Source organism: Tepidanaerobacter sp. GT38 (genome assembly GCF_021991635.1).
In the GTDB taxonomy this organism is placed as follows: Bacteria; Bacillota; Thermosediminibacteria; order Thermosediminibacterales; family Tepidanaerobacteraceae; genus DTU063.
Map to the genome: position 1 here is coordinate 48,911 of NZ_JAFFJA010000015.1, position 23,256 is coordinate 72,166.

Below are 23,256 nucleotides of genomic sequence, written 5' to 3' on the forward strand. Positions count from 1 at the left end.
TCCATTCAAAATAATTAAAAGCAAAATACGCTATTGCAACACAATCTCTTTACTGTCGCAAATCACCTCATTAATGCCCTCAAGGTGAAAGTGAAATGTGTCTTCCTCTTGAAAACTTGGCACGGAAAAGCAGGTGTAAAGGGGCAATCCATGCGCGCCACAGGTTAAGTTGCCACTACCCTTTGATGAAATAAAAACTGAAGTGGGACCGTCTGCTCCTCCAATAATTCCGATAGAAGAAGTAGCAGCAGGGCTGAATTTATACTTATCATCTGATACTTCAGGCTCTTCTTTGTACTGCATGCTGCTGTCAAACTGCAGCGAATGCCCCTGCGGCAAGGCAGGCTCGATTTCATACATTGACTGCATTATATGAAGCTGCCGATTGAAGCCTGGTCCAAAGGGGATTTTTATAGATTGGGCATTTTGAAAATAAAGCGTGTGTTTTTCACCGGTAACGGGGTTTGTAAAGCAAATCTCTTTTTCCATTTCACCTAAAGACATTTTAAAATGAATATCCAGAGGGTGAAATTGCTGCAGCGGAAAGGTAGCCAGCTTTAATTGATTTACCCTTTCCAAGCGCAAAAAGCGAAGCAGCTTTTGCAGTTTGGTATCTGCTTCAGGATACGGCACGCAATAGCGTTCACAGGCAAAAGAGACCCCTTTTTTTATTACAAAGGAATATGCCCTTCGCATGGGCTTTAAGTCTTTGTCTTCTTCCAGCCACGGTATGCTTATGCCGCAGCTTGATGAGTATTCATCTATTCGTTTGCCGTTTATCCATATCTTGCTTATTGCCACATCCTGATAAGGATATTCATGCTCTGCGATACACCTTTGTAAAGGTGTAAGTTCTCCTTCATCGGCTGTCTCATATTTCTCAAAAAATTCCTTGAGCTTTGCCTCATCTAAAATCGTAATGACATCAAAGACTATGCCTTTTGAAAAGCGATATATGTAAGGGATATAGCGTTTTATCCCGGCATGCTCAAACTGCCAGTTTGTCCTCTGAGGCCATCCCCAAAGGCTCCATCCTTTTGTCCATATACTGTTACTATAATATACTCTCATTGGCCTCCTCCTTTAAAAGTGCCTTCCCCCATATTCCTTTAATCTTATCCAAGGCAAAGATAGCTTAGGTTCTGCGACGCTAAGAATTCCCCAAGATACTTAATTGGCTCGTATGCAAAATAAAACGGGTGCTGCCTTTTGTAATTTATATAGGGACACACCCATTTTTTAAAGCTCTCTACTATGGTTTAAATTATACTAATATCTTTTCGCTCTTTTTAACATTAGGTCATCAACCGCTGAACTTAAAATAGGCTCATTTGGCCTAATTTATCGTCTTTGTCGTCTTTAGAATCCCTTTTAGAATCGGTAATCTCTTCAGAAAAAAAGCTATCTTCATAAGCATCATTTGCAAGGATATTCATAATCTGCCTTTGCGGCGTCCTGTTATTTAACCACAATTCCAATTGATCATTTCTAATAATTAAAGGCATGCGGTGGTGTATTGTCTTTAATTGCTCATTTGCTTCAGTAGTTATGATTACAAAGGTCGCCTGTTTTCTTGAATTTTCATCAAGCGTCATTTTATATATCCCCCCTAGGGAGATAAGTTGTTCATTTCTCAGGCCTATCTTATGTTTTACTTTTCTTCCTTCTTCTTGCTTCCATTCATAGAAGAAATTTGCAGGAATAACACATCTTCTGTATAAAAAGGAGTCTTTAAACATGGGCTTGCTCATGACAGATTCGGCTCGTGCGTTGATAATCAATTTGCCTTTATGGCTGTGCAGAAAACCCCATTTTGCATATTCCAGCGTTCTTTTGCCGGCTTCAATTATAATAGGAGCCCTTTTGTTAGGGAAAAAATCACCAGGTTCATATGCTCCTACGTCATCTGCGTCAATGGAATAGTATTTCAATAAATCGCTGTATAAAGCCATAAGCAGGAAGCTTCCACACATTACAATACCTCCTAGTCTGCGTTAACATAAACAAAAAAATGAATAATTTGGACCCGTCCCCAAATATTCAGGGACCGGTGCCGATGCCATCGATTCTCCAGCCGCTTTTTTCTGCTTCTTTCTTTAATATGACAAATCTAGGCCAGACGCCGTCGCCTGAAGTTATGGCTTTCTTAAAATCAAAATAAACATCAACCCGGTATTCCAACACTCCCGGCTCATCATTTAATCCTTCTAATTCTTTTATATCCAAAAGCTTTGCCCTTTTTACGTTGTAGTCAATTTCACCCGAGTTCTTATTGAAGAGATCGTTGTTGTCCATATTGGCAGACAAAAGCCGTGATAGATTCTTCCTGGTCATGCATGCCCACACAGTTTTTATATCATGCTTATCCAAGGCCTTGAAATACTCTCTTATGATCTCCTCCGGTTCCATTTGAGACAGCTTCATTTCCAGTTCATCTTCATAATCGATGTAATCTGCGATCCACTGATCCCAGTCTTTACCTGTAATGTCCTGTAAACTCTTTCTGTCAAGGGAACATGCAAAGGAATCATGCCTGCCGGCATCAATATATGCTCCGACAATTTCACCGTCATGTTTAAGCAGGATCCCTCTTGCATCTCTTCTGGGTTCCAAAAATTCAGGAAGAGTTTCCCTCAGCCTGTAAATCTCCACTACTACATCCTCTCCCAGATAAGCGGTAAAGTCAAGGCCCACCTGTCTGGACAGTTCGTTATTATATGCCCAGTATATCTTGTCCGGATACTCTCCTGCCTTGTGTTTCAGATTGTCAGGCAGCTTTTCCTTTAAAGTATTTATTTTATAGTCAACGGTCCAGTCGTACGTAGCAAACAACTCCACTACCTGGGATTCAACATTTGTATCGGGATTTTGATACTCGGTTAAATCCGCAATGTATCTAAAAAAGCTGTAATCAGGCTCAAATTTTTTACCGCCTTGCTCTATGTACCCTATTTCATAAAGAGTATCAAATGCAAAAGTAAATTCCCGTTTGCTGCCGTCACCTGCGATGGCGATTAGCTTATTGTTGTTGCTTGCCATTCCGCTCATATTGCTTACCTTGGATTCATCTGTCAAAGGCTTGCTTTCGTCTATCATTTGCAATATGTCATCTATCATTTTATCATCGGCAACTATTATAGGTTTTCCATTATTCCAGTAATGTCCATTTTCATCAAAGACAATCTCAATCTTTGGAAGGGCAACTATCTCACCTTTATCTTCCTTTTGTGAATCTTCATCTATTGCCTTTTGCCTTTTAGGCAAGCTTTGTTTAGAAAGCACAAAAGCTCCCGCCAATATCAATATAACCGCCAGGGCACACCATTTCCACATGTTTTTCCTAAAACCTGTTTTCAGCCTGATCATCTCCTTGCCGCCCCACTATGGGCTATGTTTTTGTAAACAAAGTCGATACAATATATCAGAAAAAATAAACACCTCTGCATAATGAGAGGTGTTGTATCCGTATCGATATGTAAACTAAACTGCTGCACTTAAATGGGTTTAATCTAGAACCCTGCTAAATCCAAGCAATCGCGGTCCCCAATATGCATCACTTGTTTTTGTAATGACCACACCTTCTGTGGAACTGCTATGTATAAACTCTCCGTTGCCCATGTATATTCCCACATGATGTATGTAGCCATTTTTATAGGCAAAGACCACCAAATCTCCGGGTTTGGCTTCACTTGAACTTACGATTTTACCAAAATAGTACTGGTCTTGGGCCACTCTGGGCAAATCTATGTTAAACTGCTTGTACACATAACTGGTAAAACCTGAACAATCAAATCCACCCGGTGAAGAACCGGCACTTCTATAAGGGGTGCCTATAAAGGTTCTGGCAAAATCTATGATTTGACTGGCAAGACTTGTTGCTTCATCCGCTGTCTCTTGGTCAACTTCACTGTCAGTTAGAGAGCTTTCGCCTGCTGCATCCTTTTCTACGACCTCTTCTTCCGCGTCATCTTTGCTGACTATGAGGGTTTGGCCCGGGTAAATCAGGTCGCTGTTTAAACCGTTTAGCTGGTACAGCTCGTCCACCGTCAAGCCATAAATTCGAGATATTCCCCACAGCGTTTCTTTTTGCTGCACCACGTGATAGGTAGCTGCATAGGAAATACCGGGCAATATGCAAAATAAAATTGTCACTGTTATAGACGCCAAAAGCAGCTTAGTTCTATAAACCATAGTATCCCACTTCACTTTTGTGTATACTGGCCATCTTATATAAAAGTATATAGGCTGTCAACAGCCCCGTCAAATTCCCTCAGCAGCCGCCTCGTGAGCTTGGCACATAAAAATGTACATCTGCGCATTTTTTCTTGAAAACTTTAACTTTTAAAACTAAACATGCAAAAGAAATTACTTCTTTGGCAGGAAAATCTGGAGCAAATATAAAATATGTAAAAAGGTTAAACATAATGTTTATCACTCGGGAGGAAAAAATGGATAAAATCATAGCAAAACTTGCTCAGGAATTAAATATAGACAAAAAGCAGGTTGCTGCCACAATTACCTTGCTTGACGAAGGAAATACCGTTCCGTTCATAGCTCGCTACCGGAAAGAGGTTACCGGTGGGCTTTCGGATGAACAGCTCCGGACTCTTTCCGAAAGGCTGGCCTACCTTAGAAATCTGGAAGACAGAAAAGCGGAAGTGATAAAACTCCTGGAAGAAATGGAGAAGCTGACACCTGAGATCAAGAAAAGCTTAGATGCAGCATCGACCCTTCAGGAGGTAGAAGATATTTATAGGCCCTTTAGGCCAAAGCGAAGGACCAGAGCTACTATTGCTAAGGAACAAGGCCTTGAGCCCTTGGCTCAAAAAATTCTGGCCCAGGAAGTTTCAATTGGCCTCGAAGATGCAGCAGCCTTTGTGGATACTGAAAAAGGCGTCAATACACCGGAAGATGCTTTAGCCGGTGCTCTTGACATCATTGCCGAGATTATCTCCGATGACGCCGAAATACGAAAGGTCATCCGGGATATGGCTTATAAGACAGGTATTGTCCAATCAACAGGTCTTACCGAAGAAACGTCAACTTACTCTATGTACTATGATTTTAAAGAACCTGTGTCGAAAATTGTCTCACACCGAATTCTTGCCATAAATAGAGGAGAACGGGAAAAATTTCTGCAGGTAAAAATTCAGGTGCCTACAGAAAATATCTTAGCTATTATCAAAGACAAGTATATAAACGACTCGTCACCTACCGCCCAGCTTCTCGAACAGGCAGTAGACGATGCATACAAACGCCTTATATGGCCGTCTATCGAAAGGGAAATCCGAAATATGCTAACAGAGAGAGCAGAGGAACAAGCCCTGGTGACATTCTCAAAGAATCTAAAGCACTTGCTCCTGCAGCCTCCGGTAAAAGACAAAGTTATAATGGGCTTTGACCCGGCTTACCGGACCGGGTGCAAACTGGCGGTTATAGATAGTTCGGGCAAGCTGCTGGACTTTGCCGTCTGTTATCCAACTCCTCCACAGAACAACTTTGAGGAGTCCAAAAAGATAATTCTCTCACTGATAGAAAAGTACAATGTGGATGTCATTTCTCTGGGAAACGGCACAGCTTCCAGAGAGAGCGAAAAATTCCTGGGGGAGATTTTAAAAGAGGCTAAAAGACCCGTGTCATACGTAGTGGTAAGTGAAGCTGGAGCTTCCGTCTACTCTGCGTCAAAGCTAGGCACGCAAGAATTTCCAGACCTTGACGTTTCCTATAGAGGTGCCGTTTCCATTGCCCGGCGTCTCCAGGACCCATTGGCAGAGCTGGTAAAAATAGACCCAAAAGCCTTAGGTGTAGGGCAATATCAGCATGACGTAAATCAAAAGAAGCTTTCCGAGAAACTCTCGGGAGTAGTGGAAGACTGTGTCAACAGCGTCGGCGTAGACGTAAATACGGCATCGCCTTCCCTGCTCAGCTATGTCAGCGGCATTACTCCCACTATAGCTAATAACATTGTAAAATACCGGGAAGAAAAGGGATTGTTTAAATCAAGACAAGAATTTTTAAAAGTTCCCAAGTTGGGTCCAAAGACTTTTGAACAATGCGCCGGATTTCTAAGGGTACCGGAAAGTGATAATATCCTCGATAACACTGCAGTACACCCGGAAAGCTATGAAATAGCCGAACAGGTAATGAAACTTTATACTCTTGAAGAGCTTAAAACTAAAAACTTTACTGAAAATGAAATAAGGGAAATGGCCTTATCTTTAGACATAGGTATACCTACCTTAAAGGACATTTTGACAGAACTTAAAAAACCCGGGCGCGACCCCAGAGAAGAGCTGCCGCCGCCTATTTTCCGCACTGACGTGCTGGAAATTTCCCATTTGAAACCGGGCATGGTTTTAATGGGCACCGTCCGCAACTTGACCGACTTCGGGGCATTCATAGACATAGGCGTCCATCAGGATGGTCTCTGTCACATTTCTGAGCTCTCCGAGAGCTTTGTCCGTTCACCTTTTGATGTGTTAAGTGTAGGTGACACTGTAAAGGTAAAAGTGCTCTCGGTAGATACCGAAAGAAACAGGATAAGCCTTTCCATGAAAGGAGTATAAAGTATATATATCAGAAATCTAATCAGCTCCCCTACATAGGGGAGCTGATCTTATGAGCAAATCGCCTATTTCAGTTTATCATTGTCTTGCCTGTCCTTTTCTTGCTTATCCTTTAGTATTTCATCAACTGTCACAAATTCAAACCCTTCAGCTTTTAAAACCTCTATGATTTCCGACAGCGCCTCTACTGAACCGCTCAAATCCTCTCCCTCTCCCCCTGCGGAGTGCTGCAAAATTATGGAGCCGTTTACCACATTTTCTAAAACATTGGTTTTGACTTCTTCTGCAGAAAGGCCTTTCCAATCCAGTGAATCCACATTCCATGATATTATCTTATAGCCTATATCACCAAAAAACTCTACTCTTTTTGGGTCTATTGAACCATAAGGGGACCTAAAAATTTTAACTCTATCTTTCGAATCTTTATAATAGGAATTCAGCAGTTTTTCAGTTTTCAATACTTCCTCTTTGGCGTCTTCTAAAGAGATTTTCATTATATTAGGATGACTCCACGTATGATTGCCAGCTAAGTGGCCTTCATCTACAATCCTCTGCATAACTTCAGAAAAGCTATCTGCTCTTTTGCCTATGACAAAAAATGTAGCTTTCACATTTTTATCTTTTAAAATATCGAGAATTTGAGGTGTGAATACATCATCAGGGCCATCGTCAAAAGTTAAAGCAACTTTTTTCTCGCTGCTGTCACCGCTGGCTATAAAAAGGTCCGGATACATGGTTATTAAATCAACTATTTCTCTTTTTGGAAAACCTCTGACCTCTCTTTCAGGACCACCGGCCAAATCTAAGTTTTCAGACATGTTATGAGGAATACTTATTTTAGATTTTTGTTGAGGCTTGCGATATATGTCTTCCTTAACGGTTAATAATGCGAAAAATACAGCTAATATCATTACGGCAAAAAGGCTATACCTTATTTTCAAAAAATATCACCTCAACAATAATTTCCTCATTATCGCTCTGATTTATACAGTAATTGTCATATTTGTGATATTTATCATATCAATATTTGAAAATCTTTAGTAATATAAAAAAACAAGAAAGGTGGGTTATAGATGACCATCGCTTTACTTCAAAAACAGCATGAGCAGATTCATGAAATCATACAGGAACTTCTGCATGTTCCACAAGAAAAGTTAGAGGAAAAAGCCTTTGATATTTCTATGAAAATAGGGCAGCTTGCAGGTGTGCTTTTATTCCACTTGCAATCTGAAGATAAGTTTTTATATCCTAATTTGATGGAACACGAAAACAGCCACATTCGAAGCACAGCCAAGGCTTTTACAGATGAAATGGGGAATTTAGGCGAGAAGTTTTCGGCTTTCAAAGCAAAATACATGCAGCCCAAAAATATAAAGACAAACCCGGAAAAGTTTAGGCAAGATTTAAGCGATATTGCTACTCTGCTAAAAAATCGAATCCAAAGAGAAGAGATGGAGCTTTATCCGCTGCTAGGAAAATAATAGGGGTTGTGTACTATTTTTAGACCACAACCCTTACTTACAGACCTTAACTATAAGCTCTTGCCATTGACAATTATTCTTCTTTAATACCTAACGGATTGCCATCAATACAGTCCTGAACCCTTTGCACGTATATTTCCTGGTAACCGATGTTTTCGCCTAAACCATGTAAATAAATATTGACCACAAAGCCTTCTCTTTCAAGTATGCTCTTCCAAGAATCTTCCTCATCACCGGCCATATCATTAACTGCATGGTCCCCGGCCACAAGCATATAAGGCATTAGTGTTACTTCTTTAATATTGTTTCGTTTTAGTTTGGCTATTACATTATCGATTCCCGGATATCCTTCAACGACCCCTACAAAGACCTTTAATCCCTCATCATCTAACATGCTTTGCAAGCAAGAATAACAGGCATTAGCCGGGTGAGTCGTGCCGTGGCCCATTAAAACTACCGCATGGTCTTTATCTAATGCTGGCAGTTGTTGCTTTAAGGCTTCTACAGCTTGTTTGTAGTCTTCTATGCCGTAAAGTACAGGCCGACCTACAGTCAATTGTTCGAAAGAATCCTTGAAATTATTTACAACAGCCAGCACTTCTTCATATTCGTAACCGGGAATAATATGTAAAGGCTGTACGATGACTTTAGTAAATCCTTCTTCTTTCATTTTGCTTAAAGCTTCTTCAGGTGTGTCAATTATAATATTGTCTCTTTCCTTAAGCTTTTTAATGATAATACTGGAAGTAAAAGCTCGGCGAACTTCATAATCAGGGAAGCTCTCTGCTATTTTTTCTTCACAAGCATCTATCGTCACTTTTCTAGTCTCAGGATAACTTGTTCCAAAACTGATAACTAAGATGCCTTTTTTGCCTTCAGGTTGTTGAAACTCTAGATTTTCCTGCTCTTCCACCGGATCACCTGCTGCCGGTTGCAAATTATCACCATAGGCCGCTAGGAATAAACTGCAGATCAATAAACTAATGACCACTAAAATCTTTTGTTTCTTGACTTTTGAAAACATCACTATCACTCCTTGATTTTTTTTATTAAAAGTTTCTGTAGGTCAGCAAATCAGCACAGGCAGCTTTATGGCTTATGTTCATCTCAGCCTAAAACCTCTTAGTTTTTGCCGTATATATTTTACAACTTCGTCTATACTCTCCAATCCCTGCTCATCATAGCGGCCAATAATCACCGCCGGGATATTGAGCATCCTGCATGCCTGGATTTTTTCATAAGTGCCACCTTCGCTGCCGCTATCTTTCATTACCACATAATCGGCACCATATTCTTTAAACATGACGGCATTCAAGTCTTTACTAAATGGGCCCAATGCAGCAACTATATCTTTAATTTTTACTCTGTTCTTCAAGCATTCTTCAATGCTTTCTATGGTAGGCAGAACCCTGTAGATAAATCTGTTGTTTCCCCTTACTGATTCAAAATCCTTTATGTTTTTTGAACCAGTTGTAATAAACACACATCCCTTTACAGACCTTAAAAACTTCTGGCATTCTTCAATGGAATCGAGATAAATACTGCCTTCGGTATCTTTGGTTTTTTTTCGCACATAGCGTATATAATCAATGTTGAGTTTTCGAGCGACCTCTTTGGCATTTTTCGTAACTTCCAAGGCATAGGGATGGGACATGTCTACTATCAAGTAAATGGAATTTTTCCTGATAAAAGCTTCCATGCCTATCCGATCCATACGACCTACCACAAGGTTTTTATCATTCAGAAACTCCCGCTCGGATTCGGTTGCAGCCGTAATGACGTATTTGGCATCACCTTTTATTCTTTGGACCAGTTCTGCGGCTTCCCGAGTCCCTCCTATTATCCATATCAAATTTTATACCCCCTGGGAGTAATCATTTTATCTCCTTTTACATAGGTGGCACTGTTGCCTATTATCAAAACCGTAGCCATATCCACCAGCTCGTATTCTATATTGGAAATGGTAGTTATCACCCTCTGGTTTCCGTTACGGCCTGCATTTTTAACTATCCCTACTGGGGTGTCGGGTTTTTTGTATTTTAACAGAATATCTATTGCTTTTTTTAAATTCTCAGGGCGGCCGTGGCTTCTAGGATTGTACAAGGCTATGCTAAAGTCGGCAGCTCCGGCACATTCGAGCCTTTTTTCTATAACCTCCCATGGTGTTAAAAGGTCGCTCAAGCTTATGGAGCAGAAATCGTGCATAATCGGAGCCCCCAGCTCTGCCGCTGCAGCAAAGCAGCTAGTTACCCCAGGCACCACTTCCACATCAATGCCCTCAGCAAGTTCCAGTATAGGTCCTGCCATGCCATATAAGCCTGCATCCCCGGTGCTTATAATGGACGTGTCCAACCCATGCTTTACCTTTTCAATGGCCAACTGGCACCGCTGTATTTCTCCACGCATGCCGGTAGTTATGACTTCCTTGCCACCTAACATATCCTTTATCAAATCCACATAGAATTTGTATCCTACTATGACTTTTGATTTTTCTATAGCTTCAATTGCCCTTGATGTCATACAATCTTTACCGCCGGGGCCCAGGCCCACCACATATAGTTTAGCCATGCTGCTTTTTCCTCCCCACAGAAACTGTTACACCATTCAATAATGTTTTGCCAACAATCACTTCCCCGGAAGTTAAATAGGCACAGGGTTCGCAAACACCTGTCACACCTACCACTTTTTCCACAAAAGCACTCCCCCGGAACATCTCCTGAACGGAGCGTATTTGTTCTTTTGAAAATGTATAAAACCTGCAGCCTAAATACTTACAAGCTTCAATCAAGCCTTGTTCATCCTTTTTTATGTCAATGGTGGCCAGTGACTCTATGGATTTAATGCTCAAATTGTTAGATTTAAAGACATTGAAGATGGCCTCTAAAATTTCGTCCCGAGTCTTCCCTCTTTTGCAACCCACTCCAACGGTGAGGTTTTTAGGCCTTAAAATGCAGTAAGGTTTGTGGCAGGATACTGACTCTTGGGGTGTGATGTAAAGGATTCCATCATAATCGGTTTCTGATATTCTGGGGTAATTTATCATGGTCTGAATTTCCGAGACCACCCGCAATACTCCACCGTTTACCATTATAGCCGTTATGGTTTTGGCATCTTCCATATTCTCAATGACAAGGTTACACCTTTTGGCAAACATGTCTACCGATTCTATGCCTCTCCCTTCGGATGCCGTAGTTATTATGGGGTGGGCACCGATGATTTTGGCTACTTCTTTTGTAAAATCATTGGCTCCGCCAATATGCCCTGATAAAAGGCTAATGGCGTATTTCCCCATATCATCTACCACCACTACAGCAGGGTCTTGGATCTTATGCCTGATATAAGGCGCCATCAACCTCACCGCAATACCTACAGCACATACAAATACGATTCGGTCATATTCTCGGGCTATCATGGCCATTTTGGATTTAACACCCGATGAGCATGTTTTTGGACTGTATATGCGGGCGCCTGGAATGCCTCTTTCGATAGCCTTTGCTATCTTTTCTCCCGAATCTGTAAAACATATCACGGCGCACTTCACTGGGTAGCCCTCCGAAAGCCATGGGAAAAGCCAGGAGCGTAAAGTCTAGATCTCTCATATTTGCCATTTATGAAATCCCCAACGAGAATCATGGCAAAGTTTCTTATCCCCTGGTCCTTTACCTTTTGGGCTATGTCATCCAGTGTTCCCATTATCACCTTTTGATCTTCCCAGGTGGCCTTATATACTACCGCTACTGGCACATCACTTCTTCCATAGCCCTGTTTCAGCTTTTTAACAGCCCTCTCCATATTCCCCACCGATAAGAATATGGCCATAGAAGCCTTGTGGGCAGCTAAGAGTTCCAGGGATTCCGTATTTGGCACCGGGGTCCTGCCCTCCAGCCGGGTTATTATAATCGTCTGGCTTATGCCGGGTAGGGTAAATTCACCCTTTATGGCGGCACAGCTTGCTGTAAAAGAGCTGACCCCCGGGACCACTTCGTACTCAATGCCCCTTTCCTCCAGTAAATCCATCTGCTCTTTTATAGCTCCGTATATGGAAGGATCTCCGGTATGAAGTCTTACAATACTTTTCCCTTGGCGGTATTCCCTTTCCATAACTTCAATTACTTCTTCCAATGTCATGGAGGCACTGTCGTAAAACTTGCACCCTTTTTTGCAAAAGGTCAGGTGTTCTCTGGATACTAAGGATCCCGCATATATGACCACATCGGCCCTTTCCAAGAGTCTTCTTCCCTTTACCGTAATTAAATCAACATCCCCCGGGCCTGCACCTACAAAGCTTATCACTCTGTTTTCCTCCTTCCCAAAATAAGGGATATATAATCAGTGTCTTTGAGGATCTCGTCCCTTTCGAACAAGACCTTTTCCTCGTCACAGGTGCATCTTTTTACATATACATATTCAAATCCGTATTTTTCTAAAGTATCGAGGATGCTTGCTTTATTCTTATATGTTTTTAAAATACAGACCGAATCAACTGCCTTTAAAACCTCTTCATCTATATTCCCGTCACACAGATAAAAGCTCTCTCCTTTGAGGGCTACAGGCACCTTTGCACGGTTGGCAGCGGCGCAAAAAGAAGTCACTCCCGGCACGGTCTCCACCTGAATGCCTAGCTTCACAAGCTCCTTTTGAAGATAACAAAAAGTGCTGTACACCATTGGGTCTCCCAATGTTAAAAATACACCGATTTGCCCTGATTTTAATTTGGCATCTATAAACCGGGCAATAATGGCGTATTTTTGCTTCTCATTTCCGTCCATGGCAAAATCCAATTCTAAAACCTGTTTATCCCTTATATAATCCCTGGCAATGTTTCCGGCAAAACTCTTTCCGCCGCTGGAGGGTATAAACACCATATCGGCTTTTCGTATAAGGTTATATCCTTTCAGGGTGATGTACTCGCTATCCCCCGGCCCTACTCCGATTCCGTACAATTTTTTCACGGTTTCCTTCCTCTCGCTAAAAAAATCGGATTCTGGGATTTTATTATCCCGGCATTTTCCATATAAGATACCTGAATTAGTTTCAATTCAATGTCCTCGTAGGCATAATGGTTTAAAAGAACCATAAATTCATTTAGATTTTTTAAGGTTATAAAGTTTGCTGCAATGATCCCACCGGAAGGCATTTTCTCATTGACATGCTCAAAGATCTGTCTTAGTTTTCCACCACTGCCTCCGATAAAACATTTGTTAAAACCTGAAATTTTCTCAAGGCCATGAGGAGCATGTTTATTAATGATTTCAATATCCACTTTGAATTTAAGGGCGTTCTGACGTATAAGATTTGTCCCTTCCTCTTGGGCCTCCACAGCAAATACTGTTGCCCCCTGCAGGGCTGCTTCAATGGAAATGGAACCTGTGCCTGCCCCAACGTCCAAAAGAGTATCACCTTTTTCTATTTCCAAAGCCGCTATGGCAGCAATCCTGGCATCAAATTTCGTCATGGGGATTTTGCCTCTTATAAATTCTTCATCTCTAATCCACCGCATGTTCAACCACCACCACCGATAGGCTGGAGTAATTCGGTATGTCCTCTCCTATTTTTTTCACAATTATCTTCTCCTCGGGATAAGAAAGGTCGAACCCAGCATATATTAAGCCTGAAATCCCCATGAGATAAAGCTTTCGCGAAATATATCCCGGGCTGTGATCCTCGTCTGTCAATATTACGCAGATTCTGCTGGATAGCACTTCCTCCAGACTACTTCTCCTTCCATGAAGGCTTATAAAACGGGCTTCCTGCCAATTTTTTTTGAGTTTAGCCATCATATATTGAAATGATGAAAGACCGGGTATCACTTCATCAATGATGACTCCGTTTTCTTTTAGGTATTCCACAATACCAAAAAAGCAAGGATCGCCAGAGGCAAGAATATCTACATTATCCTTTTGATTTATCATTTCTAAAATTTCATGGACCTTTTGAATTCGTATAACTTTGCCGTTAATTTTTTCTACGGATTTTGATATCCTTCCAAAGGCTATAAGGTTTTCAGATGTTGATATCACTTCATAGGCCTCTCGGGTCAAATATTTGACATCTCCCGGCCCTGCTCCAATAACTCTAATCATGTTAAAGCACCCCGTATTTCATGGAATATATGTAAACATCGACATCAAAATCGTCGTCTTTTAGATATTTCCTGATTCTCTCAATACAGCCTTTTTTCATATCTTCGAAAATGGATTTGTATCCAGTTTGTATAATGATCTCCAGCGCCTCTTCCGTTGTAGTGCAGCTATTCACCTGTTTTAAAATCTCCAGGGGAGCCTGGATTAGGGCCAGGTAATAAACCAAAGCCTCCATGCGCATATCGCAGACCCGGCTGTGGGTATTGAATGCTCCTAAAGCTAGCTTGGAAAGCTTCCCTATATGGCCCACCAAAGTAATTTTTCTAAATCCCTTGTTGTAGGCATAAGCTATTGATTCACCGATAAAGTTTGATACCTGAACTCCTTTGTCAGGCAGTCCGAGACTTTTAGCCATGTTCTTACCGTAGTTTCCCGGAAAAAGAATTACTTCCCTGCATCCCTCATCGTAAAGCAAATCCATTTCTAAATATATGGTCTCAAGCAGTGCCTTCTCGGACATGGGCTCTACGATTCCGGAAGTTCCTATGATCGAGATACCCCCCTCGATGCCGAGATTAGGATTAAAGGTTTTTTTTGCAATTTGGGCGCCTCTAGGTGCGTAAATCAAAACATCATAGCCGTCCGAGGATATTTCCCTTATTTCTTTTTCAATCATCTTCCGAGGCACTGGATTTATGGCCGCTTCCCCTACATTGCCGAACAGCCCTTTTCTGGTTATCCTGCCTATGCCTTCGCCGCCGTCTATTACTATTTTACGGTCACCCCTCCTGGAGACCCTTGCACAAATCTCCATGCCATCTGTAACATCGGGGTCATCACCCCCGTCCTTTATTACGCAGCATGAGGCATAGCCGGGTCCCAGCTCCGGAGATATTACGTCCAGATCCAACTTTATACCCGCAGGAGTATCTATGGAAACCTTGCTCATCAACTTATTAGCCTGCAACATCATAACACAGGCTTTGGCTGCGGCTGCGCTGCAGCTGCCGGTGGTGTAGCCACACCGGAGTTTTTTGCCTCCCTTTACTACATATAAATCTTTCATCTTCCCACCGCCATGTATAAAAGGGCATTTACAATAGAAGCTGCCACATTGCTTCCACCCTTAGTCCCCCTGGTGGTTATGGAGGGAATTTCCAACTCTCTAATAAAATCCTTGGCCTCTGCTGCCCCTACAAATCCCACTGGCACACCTATTATCAGCGAAGGCGCTATCTTACCCTGTTTTAGAAGCTCGCCAACCCTAAAGAGAGCCGTTGGGGCATTTCCGATAACATATATATCCACCTTATCTTTGCATGCTATATCTATGGCAGCACTTGCTCGGGTGGTGCCATTTTTCTGTGCAAGCATTTTTACTCCCTCATCATCAATATAACATCGCAAGTTAGAACCTGATTTTTCTAAAGCCCTTTTGTTTATTCCGGCCCAGGCCATCCTGGTATCGGTAAATATACTGCACCCCTTGGTCAGCAAGGTTATACCAACATCCACCGCGTTATTTTTAAACACTACTAGGTTTTTGTAATCAAAGTCTCCGGTAGTGTGTATCATTCTTTTCACAATTTCCAGTTCCCTTTCATCAAAGCTTACACCGGCTAAGCCCTGCCGGATTATTTCCATGCTTTTTCTCTCTATAGCAGCAGGATTTTTTAAATACACAGGCTTCCCTCCTTGCTCTTGTCCACATAATCTAACATGGATAAAAAGGAGTTTATATTTCCAAAAAAGCTTATATGGGGATAGCCCGCCAGCACGTTTTTATATTTATAGCCACAGGACCAGGTCTTATCACCTTTGGTCTTAGTAATGCTGTATACGGTATCTGCATTTTGGGCCATTGCTACCGATTTGTGAAATTCATGGCCGGTTAGCTTATCTCCAACCTTACCTAACATGCAGTCCTTCTTAAGCTTTATATCTATATAGCCGAATTGCTGCAGCTTATCTGTCATTGTGGCCTTTCCCTTAAAAACCCCTGCCATTTTGCAGTCCTCAATATAATCCATAAGATACATGAACCCTCCGCCCTCGGCAAAGATACAGCCTCCTCTGTCAGCAAAGGCTTTAATAGATGCAAGCATCGATGTATTTAAGGCAAGCTCATCCTTGAATACCTCCGGATAACCGCCTCCCAAGTATAAGAGGTCACATTGGGGCAGCCTAGTATCCGTAAGAGGCGAGAAAAACACCACATCACAGCACCGGCTAAGGATATTCAAATTTTCTCTATAGTAAAAAGAGAATGCTTTATCTCTTGCTACCGCTACTTTGATGTTTCTTCTGGAGGGATAATCCACAGGCAAGGCTTTAACGTCCGCCATGAGCTTTATCAAGAGGCTTAAGTTGATATTTTGTTTGATTATATCTGCAATCTTTTGAATGCGGCTGTTTATGTCGCTTATTTCAACGCTCTGCACCAGTCCCAGATGTCGACTTTTAAACTCTAGGTCACTTATACTGGGCACAAAACCCAAGACATGAAGACCGGTAAACTTTTCTATAGGATCTTTCAGGAGATGGAACATTTTTTCACTTACCCGGTTTAGTATCACTCCCTTGATAGTAGAGCCCGGAAAATCAGCCATGCCTTTTATTTTGGGAACAGCAGAGAACATCTCATTTTGCGGGGTATAAACCAGAATCGAGTTTACACTTAGGATTTTGGCAATGTGGAAACTGGAGTTTTCGTAGGTGTTATATATGCCGTCAAAATACCCCATGGCACCTTCAATGATGCAATATTCACCCTCTCCTAACCCCAGGGACTGTTTCATACCTACTTGGCCCTGAAGATGCATGTCAAGATTGCCTGCCTCTTTCCCGGAAGCACGACTGATAAAAGATGTATCTATGTAATCGGGTCCGGTTTTAAAACCACATACATTAAAACCCGTATCCCTTAAAGCCTTTATAACGCCTATGGTCACCATGGTCTTACCGCTGCCACTAGATGGGGCAGTTATCATAATGCCTTTCATAATCATGTCTCCTTATGGTCTCTTTTACTTGTAAATATCACAAGCAACAATCCAAAAATTTGGCAAAACGTCATTGATAAGCGCTAGTTTTCAAAGATATCAGGATAGAACATTTTTGCGAGCTCTTCTACACCCTGCTTGAATCTAAAAGTAGGGCTGGAAACTAATTTTTCATCAATCACGTATACCCGGCCTTCTTTTACCGCTTTTATTGCCGAATAGCCCGGCCGTGATGAGATGGCTTCTGGTGAACTTCTGGCATTCATGGCACCCTTTTGAGCTACATAAACGTCGATTTCTTTCCCCTTTTCTAGAACCTTTTCCACGCCGTAAGATGCTATACTTGAAGTTTCACTGACCGGCTGGGCGTCTTCAGCGATATTTACTCCGCCTGCAAGCTCTATTGCCTTTGCCACCATGGAATCCTTTGTGACAGTGCGGCATTCATTTTCCGTAGACTCAAAGAAAACCCTGACCTTTGGCTGGATATCTTTAGTCATGTCATTGATTTTTTGAATTTCCTCATGAAAACTTTGGAGCATGGCTTTCGCCTCTTCGGTCTTACCTGTGAGCTTTGCGAGTTTCATGATATATCCATCAAAATCCTCGAATTTATTGGGGTATAGACTTACCACCGTTATGCCTGCACCTTCTAGTGCTTCAACAAAATCCGGAACACTTTTTGAGATAAATGGCCTGATCAAAACCAAATCCGGTTTTTCGGCAATTACGTTTTCCGGGTCAGACTTATAGTCAAAGGCCTTTTTCTCTTTTACCTGTTCTGGATAGTTGTCACTTTTGCCAACGCCGATTATCTGTTCGTCAAGCCCCAAGGAAAAGAGGTTCTCAGTGTGGGCAGAATACAATGATATAATTCTTTGGGCAGGTTTTTCCATGGTTATTACTTTGCCTTCATCATCGGTTATTTGGATAACAGCTTCATTCCCACAATCACTGTCATTGACAGTTTCCGCCGGCCGAGAACATCCTACAATGCCCAATATCAGCACGAAAGACAATATGTAAACCACAATTTTTTTCAACAATATCATCTCCTTTTAAAAAAGAATTTTTTTATTTACGGGAGAATGAGCATTCCTCTGCCCTTTATGCTTTCAACCCGGATCTTAAATGTCTTTTCAATGTTTTCCTTTTTCATCACTTCAACTCTATGGCCCAATCTTTCTATCTTGCCGCCATTTAACAGGAGGACACTGTCACTAAAGTGATATACCAAATTTAAATCATGGACTATATTGACCACAGTGACACCTTTCTGTTCCACCAGCTCCCTTAACAGTTTCATGGATTTAATGACGTAATGCATATCCATGTCGGAAAAAGCCTCATCCAGTAAAATATATGGGGTTTCCTGAGCCAGCGTGCGGGCCAGCATTATCCTCTGTTTTTCACCGCCACTGAGTTCGGTTATCAATCGGTCCCAATATTGCAGCGTATTCGTCTTTTCCATGGCCCAAATTACCACATCCATGTCCCTTTTGCTGGGCTTTTGATTATTTGCCAGCTTCGGGTTTCTTCCCATCATCACAACTTCAAAACAGGTGAAGGGGAACTGAATGTTTACATTTTGAGATATGACGGAAAGTTTTTGGCTGAGGGCCTTAGGGGTCATCATCCTTATATCTATGCCGTCGAGCAGTATTTCCCCTGAACTTGGCTTGTAAAACCCAGTCAGCAATTTAAGCAATGTAGTCTTCCCGGAGCCGTTGGGGCCTATAATTGTAAATATTTCTCCCTGTCTTATGGAAAAAGACAGGTCTTTAAGAATTAATCGCTTTCCTATGAAAAAATTTACATTTGATATTTTATACATGGGTTCACCCCTTTTTAATGCTATACATATCGGCGCCGGTTTTTTCTGATGAATATGAAGAGGAAAAATGGCCCTCCGAGCATGGTGGTAATCACTCCTACCGGAATTTCCATTCTTAAAAGAACCCGTGCTACCGTGTCCGCCACCAGCAAGAGCTCACCCCCCAAAAGCATGGAAAAAGGAATGAGTTTCCGGTTATCTGCTCCCAGAACCAGCCGTAGCATATGTGGCACAATGAGTCCTACAAAACCTATGATGCCGCTTACCGACACACATGCCGCTGTTATCATGGAAGCTGCGGTTAAAAAAATCCTTCGGGATTTCTCTGGATCCACTCCTAGAAATCTAGCTTCCTCATCACCTAGTGATAATAAATTTAGGCTGTTGGCAAAATATGTAGGTATCAGAGTTCCTAAAGCAGTTACCGGTAAAACTAAGAAGACTTCACTCCAACTGCTTGATGAAAGGCTGCCCATCATCCACCCCACTATAGCACCTACATTTTCTCCTGCTGCGTTTTTTATCAAAGTCACCCCGGCAGAAAGGATAGAACTGACAATAATTCCTGATAGTATCAGGTTTACGGGACTTAAATATCCTCTTACTTTAGAGAGAGTCATTACAATACATAAGGTGAGCACTGCCCCCAAAAAAGCGGCTGCGGTAATGGGAATTGCAAATCCCATAGCCATAATGTTTAAGTATATGGCTATGGACGCTCCGAAGGCTGCTCCGGTAGATACACCCATAGTATATGAATCGGCCATGGGATTCATCAGGACCGACTGAAATATTGTCCCCGAAACCGCAAGGCCTCCACCTACGAAAAATGCGCATAGTATTCGAGGAAGCCTTATGTCCCAGATGATAGCCGACGTTGTTTCATCTAAAAGCGAAAGGATGTCTTCCCTAGCAAATAGGCGGCCCAAGATGACATACGCTATGTCCCGAGGCCCTATATACGCCCTTCCAAGATTTATGGAGGTAAAGAAAGTAGCAATCATCAGGATTGTAAGGGCTGCTAAAGCAATCCATACTCTATATTTATTTTTTCTAAAGTACTCTAGTTGAAGGTGTTTGTAGTAGTTTTCCAAAGGATTCACCTTTCAAAGTAAATTGATCCAGCAACTCGCTATCAAATGTTGCTATTTAGCACAGAAACCTCCTGCTTTTATCAAAAAAGCTCCTGCACAGCAGGAGCTAATAAAAAAACCATCCGAGAAGATGGTCTTTTCCAAAAACAGTAAAACACTTCCCGCCGAAGTATATCAACATTCAGGCAGGTCTCCTGGCTCACGCATCATCCTCGTCCACCCTTCCCGGCTTTTAGCCAGTGGTTTTGTGGAGTCGTCCTCGTTCACAGTAGCGGGGGCTGCAGCGGATTTTCACCGCTTTCCCTTTTAAAATATAAAATTACCTGAATGGTATATATTAAATTTTATTCTTGCCACAACATCTTTTTTACATTCTACCAAAAAGATAAAATATTTGCAATAAGAGTTGCATTTTTTAATCATATCAATTTTAAAGTCAAGTGCTTACGTCTTTATCCCTTTTTTTCTTCCCAAAGCTTTACGCGTTCTTCATCTTACATAAATCAACTTCGAAGTTTTACGCCTGCTATCTTATTATCTTTGAATATCTTTCGTTTCTTTTGTATTCTGGAATATCTCCGGGTTGACATCCTAAAACCTTACAGATCGCATCTAAAGTTGAGAGGCGAATAGCCTTTTTTGCTAAGATTTCTTGGATAAATAAAAAGAGCTGCCGCAAACTATTTCAATGTAGTTTGCGGCAGCTCATAAGTTTATGCTTTATGTGTAATCATATCTTTGGCGGAAAACACCACTTTGTAGCATAGGAATGTGGCGACGGTGTTTATCAGCGCCGTTGGAATGACTATGGTGGTAAAGAGAACTGGAAAAGCCAAGGGCAAACTTCCAACTACAAAAAGTGCCGTCTGCAAAAATACCACACCGCTCAGCACCGTGCCTACAAATGCCGTAAACAGCACAGTCAGATTCGAATTAAAGTTGGCAAGCACCTTTATCATAGCCATGACCGCAAAGGCTGTAACAAACTTATCAACCATATTGGCAATTTGGCCACCAGGAAATCCTGTTGTAAGTGCAGAAAAAATCCCAGCTAACAGGCCTGCAACTAATGCATTTTTTGGCGTATTGTCTATATAAAGGGCAACAAAGAGCATTGCCAGCAAGAAATCAGGTTTCATGCCTCCTACAATAGGCGGCACTATATAGTGAAGGACTAAACCTATAGCTATCAGAAGTGATGTTAATATCATACCCTTAAGCTTCACTTAGATTACCTCCCTTAATTTAGGATAGTTTCTCCAGCGCCTTGTTTATAATGTCATCGGGCAGACTGGAATTTTGCAGTTTTCCTGAAAGATAAATATCATAAGCTGTCATATCAAAGTATCCGTGACCACTTAAGCAAAACAGAATTGTCCTGCTTTCACCGGCTTCTCTAGCCTTTATTGCTTCGTCTATTGCAGCTTTTATCGCATGGGATGATTCCGGCGCCGGCACGATGCCTTCATTTTGTGCAAAAAGCACTGCGGCCTCAAAGACGTCCGGCTGTTCATAAGCCACGGCTTCAATCAGGCCGTCATGTAACAGCTGACTTTGGATGGGAGATGAGCCGTGGTACCTAAGACCTCCTGCATGAATGCCGGGTGGCATAAAGTCACTCCCCAAAGTGTACATCATCATCATAGGAGTAAGATGAGCTGTGTCGCCGTAGTCATATGTGAACTTGCCTTTAGTCAAGCTGGGGCAGGCAGCAGGCTCCGCTGCAACTATGCGGGTCTTCTTGCCCTCCTTGATTTTGTCTTGCACAAAGGGCATGGCAAGCCCGCTGAAATTGCTGCCACCTCCGGAGCATGCTATGACCACATCCGGATAGTAGCCGGCCTTTTCCATCTGCTTTTTCGCCTCAAGACCAATCACAGTCTGATGCAGCACCACATGGTTTAAGACGCTGCCCAAGGCATAATTGGTATCTGAATTTTTTGCTGCGTCTTCCACAGCTTCGCTTATGGCGATACCCAAGCTGCCGTTGGAATCCGGATCTTTTTTAAGCACCTCTCGACCTGCATGGGTCTTATCGCTGGGGCTTGCAAAAACCTCAGCGCCGAAAAGCTGCATCATAGATCGGCGATAGGGCTTTTGATTGTAGCTTATTTTTACCATATAGACTGTGCACTCTAAACCGAAAAACTTGCAGGCCATAGACAGTGCCGTTCCCCACTGGCCTGCCCCGGTCTCGGTTGTAAGCCGCTTAATTCCCTGCTTTTTATTGTAATAAGCTTGTGGTATGGCGGTGTTTAATTTATGACTGCCGGCAGGGCTTACTCCTTCGTATTTAAAGTAGATTTTAGCCGGGGTATCCAGGGCCTTTTCAAGGCGATGAGCCCTGTAAACCGGTGATGGCCTCCATAAGGCATATAGCTTCCGCACTTCCTCAGGTATTTCAATAAAGCGCTCTGTGGACATCTCTTGTTTTATGATTTCCTGCGGGAAAATAGCTCCTAACTCATCGGGGGCAGCAGGTTTTTTCGTTACAGGATTTAAAGGCGGCTTTAAAGGATTCGGCATATCCGCCTGAATATTATACCAATGTGTAGGAATCTCTTTCTCAGTTAGCAATATTTTGGTTTCATTCACACCAAATCACTCCTCCTATTTTACTTATTGATACCTTATTGCTACAGCTGTATATACAAATTTCATGCTTTCATGTCATTTAAATCACCTCACAAACAAAAAATCCGTCCCTTAATGGGACGGATGTTCCGCGGTGCCACCCAAATTAGTTTTACATTTTAGTAACAAAAAAGCATTTTATCTTCAGGATAAAATGCTTTGCCACCTCAATGTAAAACTCACTCTTCCGGATACGGCGATAATATCGCGATATCCTGTCCTTTGCTAACGGGGGACTTGCCGGATGCAGCTACTTTTAGTTTGCCGCACCTTCTCCAGGGCCCATTCACCAAGACTTCCGGTACCGCACTCCCACCACCGGCGGCTCTCTTTGACCTTTCATCATGGTTACTATTCCCTATCACAGAAGTTCATAGATTTAATCTTACAAAGATTATAATCAAATCCCAAGGAAAAGTCAAATATTTTTTAATTTAAATGTTGTTATTCTGTGATAATGTCATGTTGAATTTATTCTGATAAAATGTCAGGTATGAGAGAGGAGACATTCAACATGACTCAAAAAGAGATAACTCGTCTTAGGGTTATCAATCAAGCTATC

Annotated in this window: 24 protein-coding genes, 1 riboswitch and 1 other annotated feature; of the genes, 2 read left to right on the forward strand and 22 right to left on the reverse strand. The window is 42.0% G+C overall.

Features of this window, described 5'->3' with window-relative positions; translation table 11 throughout:
- Positions 1-30: 30 nt before the first annotated feature.
- From JT739_RS03440 to JT739_RS03455, 4 genes are all read right to left on the reverse strand, one after another.
- Positions 31-1,071, reverse strand: a complete 1,041-nt coding sequence (locus JT739_RS03440; RefSeq protein ID WP_237659696.1) for a sodium ion-translocating decarboxylase subunit beta — start codon at positions 1,069-1,071, stop codon at positions 31-33.
- 245 nt (positions 1,072-1,316) lie between these two features.
- The gene (locus tag JT739_RS03445; RefSeq protein ID WP_237659697.1) at positions 1,317-1,973 is read right to left on the reverse strand and encodes an SOS response-associated peptidase; all 657 of its coding nucleotides are present in this window, start codon (positions 1,971-1,973) and stop codon (positions 1,317-1,319) included.
- 67 nt (positions 1,974-2,040) lie between these two features.
- The gene (locus JT739_RS03450) at positions 2,041-3,366 is read right to left on the reverse strand and encodes a DUF4829 domain-containing protein (protein WP_237659698.1); all 1,326 of its coding nucleotides are present in this window, start codon (positions 3,364-3,366) and stop codon (positions 2,041-2,043) included.
- Between the two features lie 138 nt (positions 3,367-3,504).
- Positions 3,505-4,191: a LysM peptidoglycan-binding domain-containing C40 family peptidase gene (locus tag JT739_RS03455; protein ID WP_237659699.1), complete on the reverse strand. Its 687-nt coding sequence runs from the start codon at positions 4,189-4,191 to the stop codon at positions 3,505-3,507.
- Between the two features lie 257 nt (positions 4,192-4,448).
- Here JT739_RS03455 and JT739_RS03460 point away from each other — a divergent pair, with 257 nt between their 5' ends.
- Positions 4,449-6,566, forward strand: a complete 2,118-nt coding sequence (locus JT739_RS03460; protein ID WP_237659700.1) for a Tex family protein — start codon at positions 4,449-4,451, stop codon at positions 6,564-6,566.
- Positions 6,567-6,631: 65 nt separating this feature from the next.
- On the opposite strand, the gene JT739_RS03465 is transcribed toward JT739_RS03460, so the two are convergent.
- The gene (locus JT739_RS03465; RefSeq protein WP_237659701.1) at positions 6,632-7,507 is read right to left on the reverse strand and encodes a polysaccharide deacetylase family protein; all 876 of its coding nucleotides are present in this window, start codon (positions 7,505-7,507) and stop codon (positions 6,632-6,634) included.
- Positions 7,508-7,639: 132 nt separating this feature from the next.
- Here JT739_RS03465 and JT739_RS03470 point away from each other — a divergent pair, with 132 nt between their 5' ends.
- Entirely contained in the window at positions 7,640-8,047 is a 408-nt protein-coding gene (locus JT739_RS03470) for a hemerythrin domain-containing protein (protein ID WP_237659702.1), read from the forward strand.
- A 73-nt stretch (positions 8,048-8,120) separates the two neighbouring features.
- Here the strand turns inward: JT739_RS03470 and JT739_RS03475 are convergent, their stop codons facing one another.
- The 17 genes from JT739_RS03475 to JT739_RS03555 form a co-directional block, all read right to left on the reverse strand.
- Positions 8,121-9,071: a sirohydrochlorin cobaltochelatase gene (locus JT739_RS03475; protein WP_237659703.1), complete on the reverse strand. Its 951-nt coding sequence runs from the start codon at positions 9,069-9,071 to the stop codon at positions 8,121-8,123.
- 78 nt (positions 9,072-9,149) lie between these two features.
- On the reverse strand, positions 9,150-9,899 hold the full coding sequence (gene cobK / locus JT739_RS03480; RefSeq protein WP_237659704.1) for a precorrin-6A reductase: 750 nt from the start codon (positions 9,897-9,899) through the stop codon (positions 9,150-9,152).
- Positions 9,896-10,615: a precorrin-3B C(17)-methyltransferase gene (gene cobJ, locus JT739_RS03485; protein WP_237659705.1), complete on the reverse strand. Its 720-nt coding sequence runs from the start codon at positions 10,613-10,615 to the stop codon at positions 9,896-9,898. The genes cobK and cobJ overlap by 4 nt, the downstream gene beginning before the upstream one ends.
- A complete protein-coding gene (gene cbiG / locus JT739_RS03490) occupies positions 10,608-11,588 on the reverse strand; it encodes a cobalt-precorrin 5A hydrolase (protein WP_237659706.1) in 981 nt (326 codons plus the stop codon). Before cbiG ends, cobJ begins: the two co-directional genes overlap by 8 nt.
- Complete coding sequence (gene cobM / locus JT739_RS03495; protein ID WP_237659707.1) at positions 11,585-12,340, reverse strand: precorrin-4 C(11)-methyltransferase; 756 nt, start codon at positions 12,338-12,340, stop codon at positions 11,585-11,587. Before cobM ends, cbiG begins: the two co-directional genes overlap by 4 nt.
- Positions 12,337-12,999: a precorrin-2 C(20)-methyltransferase gene (gene cobI / locus JT739_RS03500; protein ID WP_237659708.1), complete on the reverse strand. Its 663-nt coding sequence runs from the start codon at positions 12,997-12,999 to the stop codon at positions 12,337-12,339. The genes cobM and cobI overlap by 4 nt, the downstream gene beginning before the upstream one ends.
- Positions 12,996-13,547 carry a precorrin-6Y C5,15-methyltransferase (decarboxylating) subunit CbiT gene (cbiT, locus tag JT739_RS03505; RefSeq protein ID WP_237659709.1) on the reverse strand — a complete coding sequence of 184 codons (552 nt, stop codon included), beginning with the start codon at positions 13,545-13,547 and terminating at the stop codon, positions 12,996-12,998. Before cbiT ends, cobI begins: the two co-directional genes overlap by 4 nt.
- Positions 13,534-14,130: a precorrin-6y C5,15-methyltransferase (decarboxylating) subunit CbiE gene (gene cbiE / locus JT739_RS03510; RefSeq protein WP_237659710.1), complete on the reverse strand. Its 597-nt coding sequence runs from the start codon at positions 14,128-14,130 to the stop codon at positions 13,534-13,536. Before cbiE ends, cbiT begins: the two co-directional genes overlap by 14 nt.
- A 1-nt stretch (position 14,131) precedes the next feature.
- Positions 14,132-15,196, reverse strand: coding sequence for a cobalt-precorrin-5B (C(1))-methyltransferase CbiD (gene cbiD, locus JT739_RS03515; protein ID WP_237659711.1), 1,065 nt, complete (start codon positions 15,194-15,196; stop codon positions 14,132-14,134).
- Entirely contained in the window at positions 15,193-15,813 is a 621-nt protein-coding gene (locus JT739_RS03520; RefSeq protein ID WP_237659712.1) for a precorrin-8X methylmutase, read from the reverse strand. Before JT739_RS03520 ends, cbiD begins: the two co-directional genes overlap by 4 nt.
- On the reverse strand, positions 15,804-17,132 hold the full coding sequence (locus JT739_RS03525; RefSeq protein ID WP_237659713.1) for a cobyrinate a,c-diamide synthase: 1,329 nt from the start codon (positions 17,130-17,132) through the stop codon (positions 15,804-15,806). Before JT739_RS03525 ends, JT739_RS03520 begins: the two co-directional genes overlap by 10 nt.
- Before the next feature lie 83 nt (positions 17,133-17,215).
- Complete coding sequence (locus tag JT739_RS03530) at positions 17,216-18,175, reverse strand: ABC transporter substrate-binding protein (protein WP_237659714.1); 960 nt, start codon at positions 18,173-18,175, stop codon at positions 17,216-17,218.
- Between the two features lie 35 nt (positions 18,176-18,210).
- The gene (locus JT739_RS03535) at positions 18,211-18,966 is read right to left on the reverse strand and encodes an ABC transporter ATP-binding protein (RefSeq protein WP_237659715.1); all 756 of its coding nucleotides are present in this window, start codon (positions 18,964-18,966) and stop codon (positions 18,211-18,213) included.
- A 20-nt stretch (positions 18,967-18,986) separates the two neighbouring features.
- Positions 18,987-20,060: an iron ABC transporter permease gene (locus JT739_RS03540; protein WP_237659716.1), complete on the reverse strand. Its 1,074-nt coding sequence runs from the start codon at positions 20,058-20,060 to the stop codon at positions 18,987-18,989.
- 166 nt (positions 20,061-20,226) lie between these two features.
- Positions 20,227-20,402: riboswitch (cobalamin riboswitch) on the reverse strand.
- A gap of 184 nt (positions 20,403-20,586) precedes the next feature.
- The gene (locus JT739_RS03545) at positions 20,587-20,739 is read right to left on the reverse strand and encodes a helix-turn-helix transcriptional regulator (protein WP_255688297.1); all 153 of its coding nucleotides are present in this window, start codon (positions 20,737-20,739) and stop codon (positions 20,587-20,589) included.
- A 34-nt stretch (positions 20,740-20,773) separates the two neighbouring features.
- Positions 20,774-21,286 (reverse strand): tryptophan transporter, encoded by a 513-nt coding sequence (locus JT739_RS03550; RefSeq protein ID WP_237659717.1) that lies wholly within the window; start codon positions 21,284-21,286, stop codon positions 20,774-20,776.
- 19 nt (positions 21,287-21,305) lie between these two features.
- Positions 21,306-22,655: a TrpB-like pyridoxal phosphate-dependent enzyme gene (locus tag JT739_RS03555; RefSeq protein ID WP_237659718.1), complete on the reverse strand. Its 1,350-nt coding sequence runs from the start codon at positions 22,653-22,655 to the stop codon at positions 21,306-21,308.
- Between the two features lie 112 nt (positions 22,656-22,767).
- Positions 22,768-23,068, reverse strand: a binding site (T-box leader).
- Positions 23,069-23,256 lie beyond the last annotated feature (188 nt).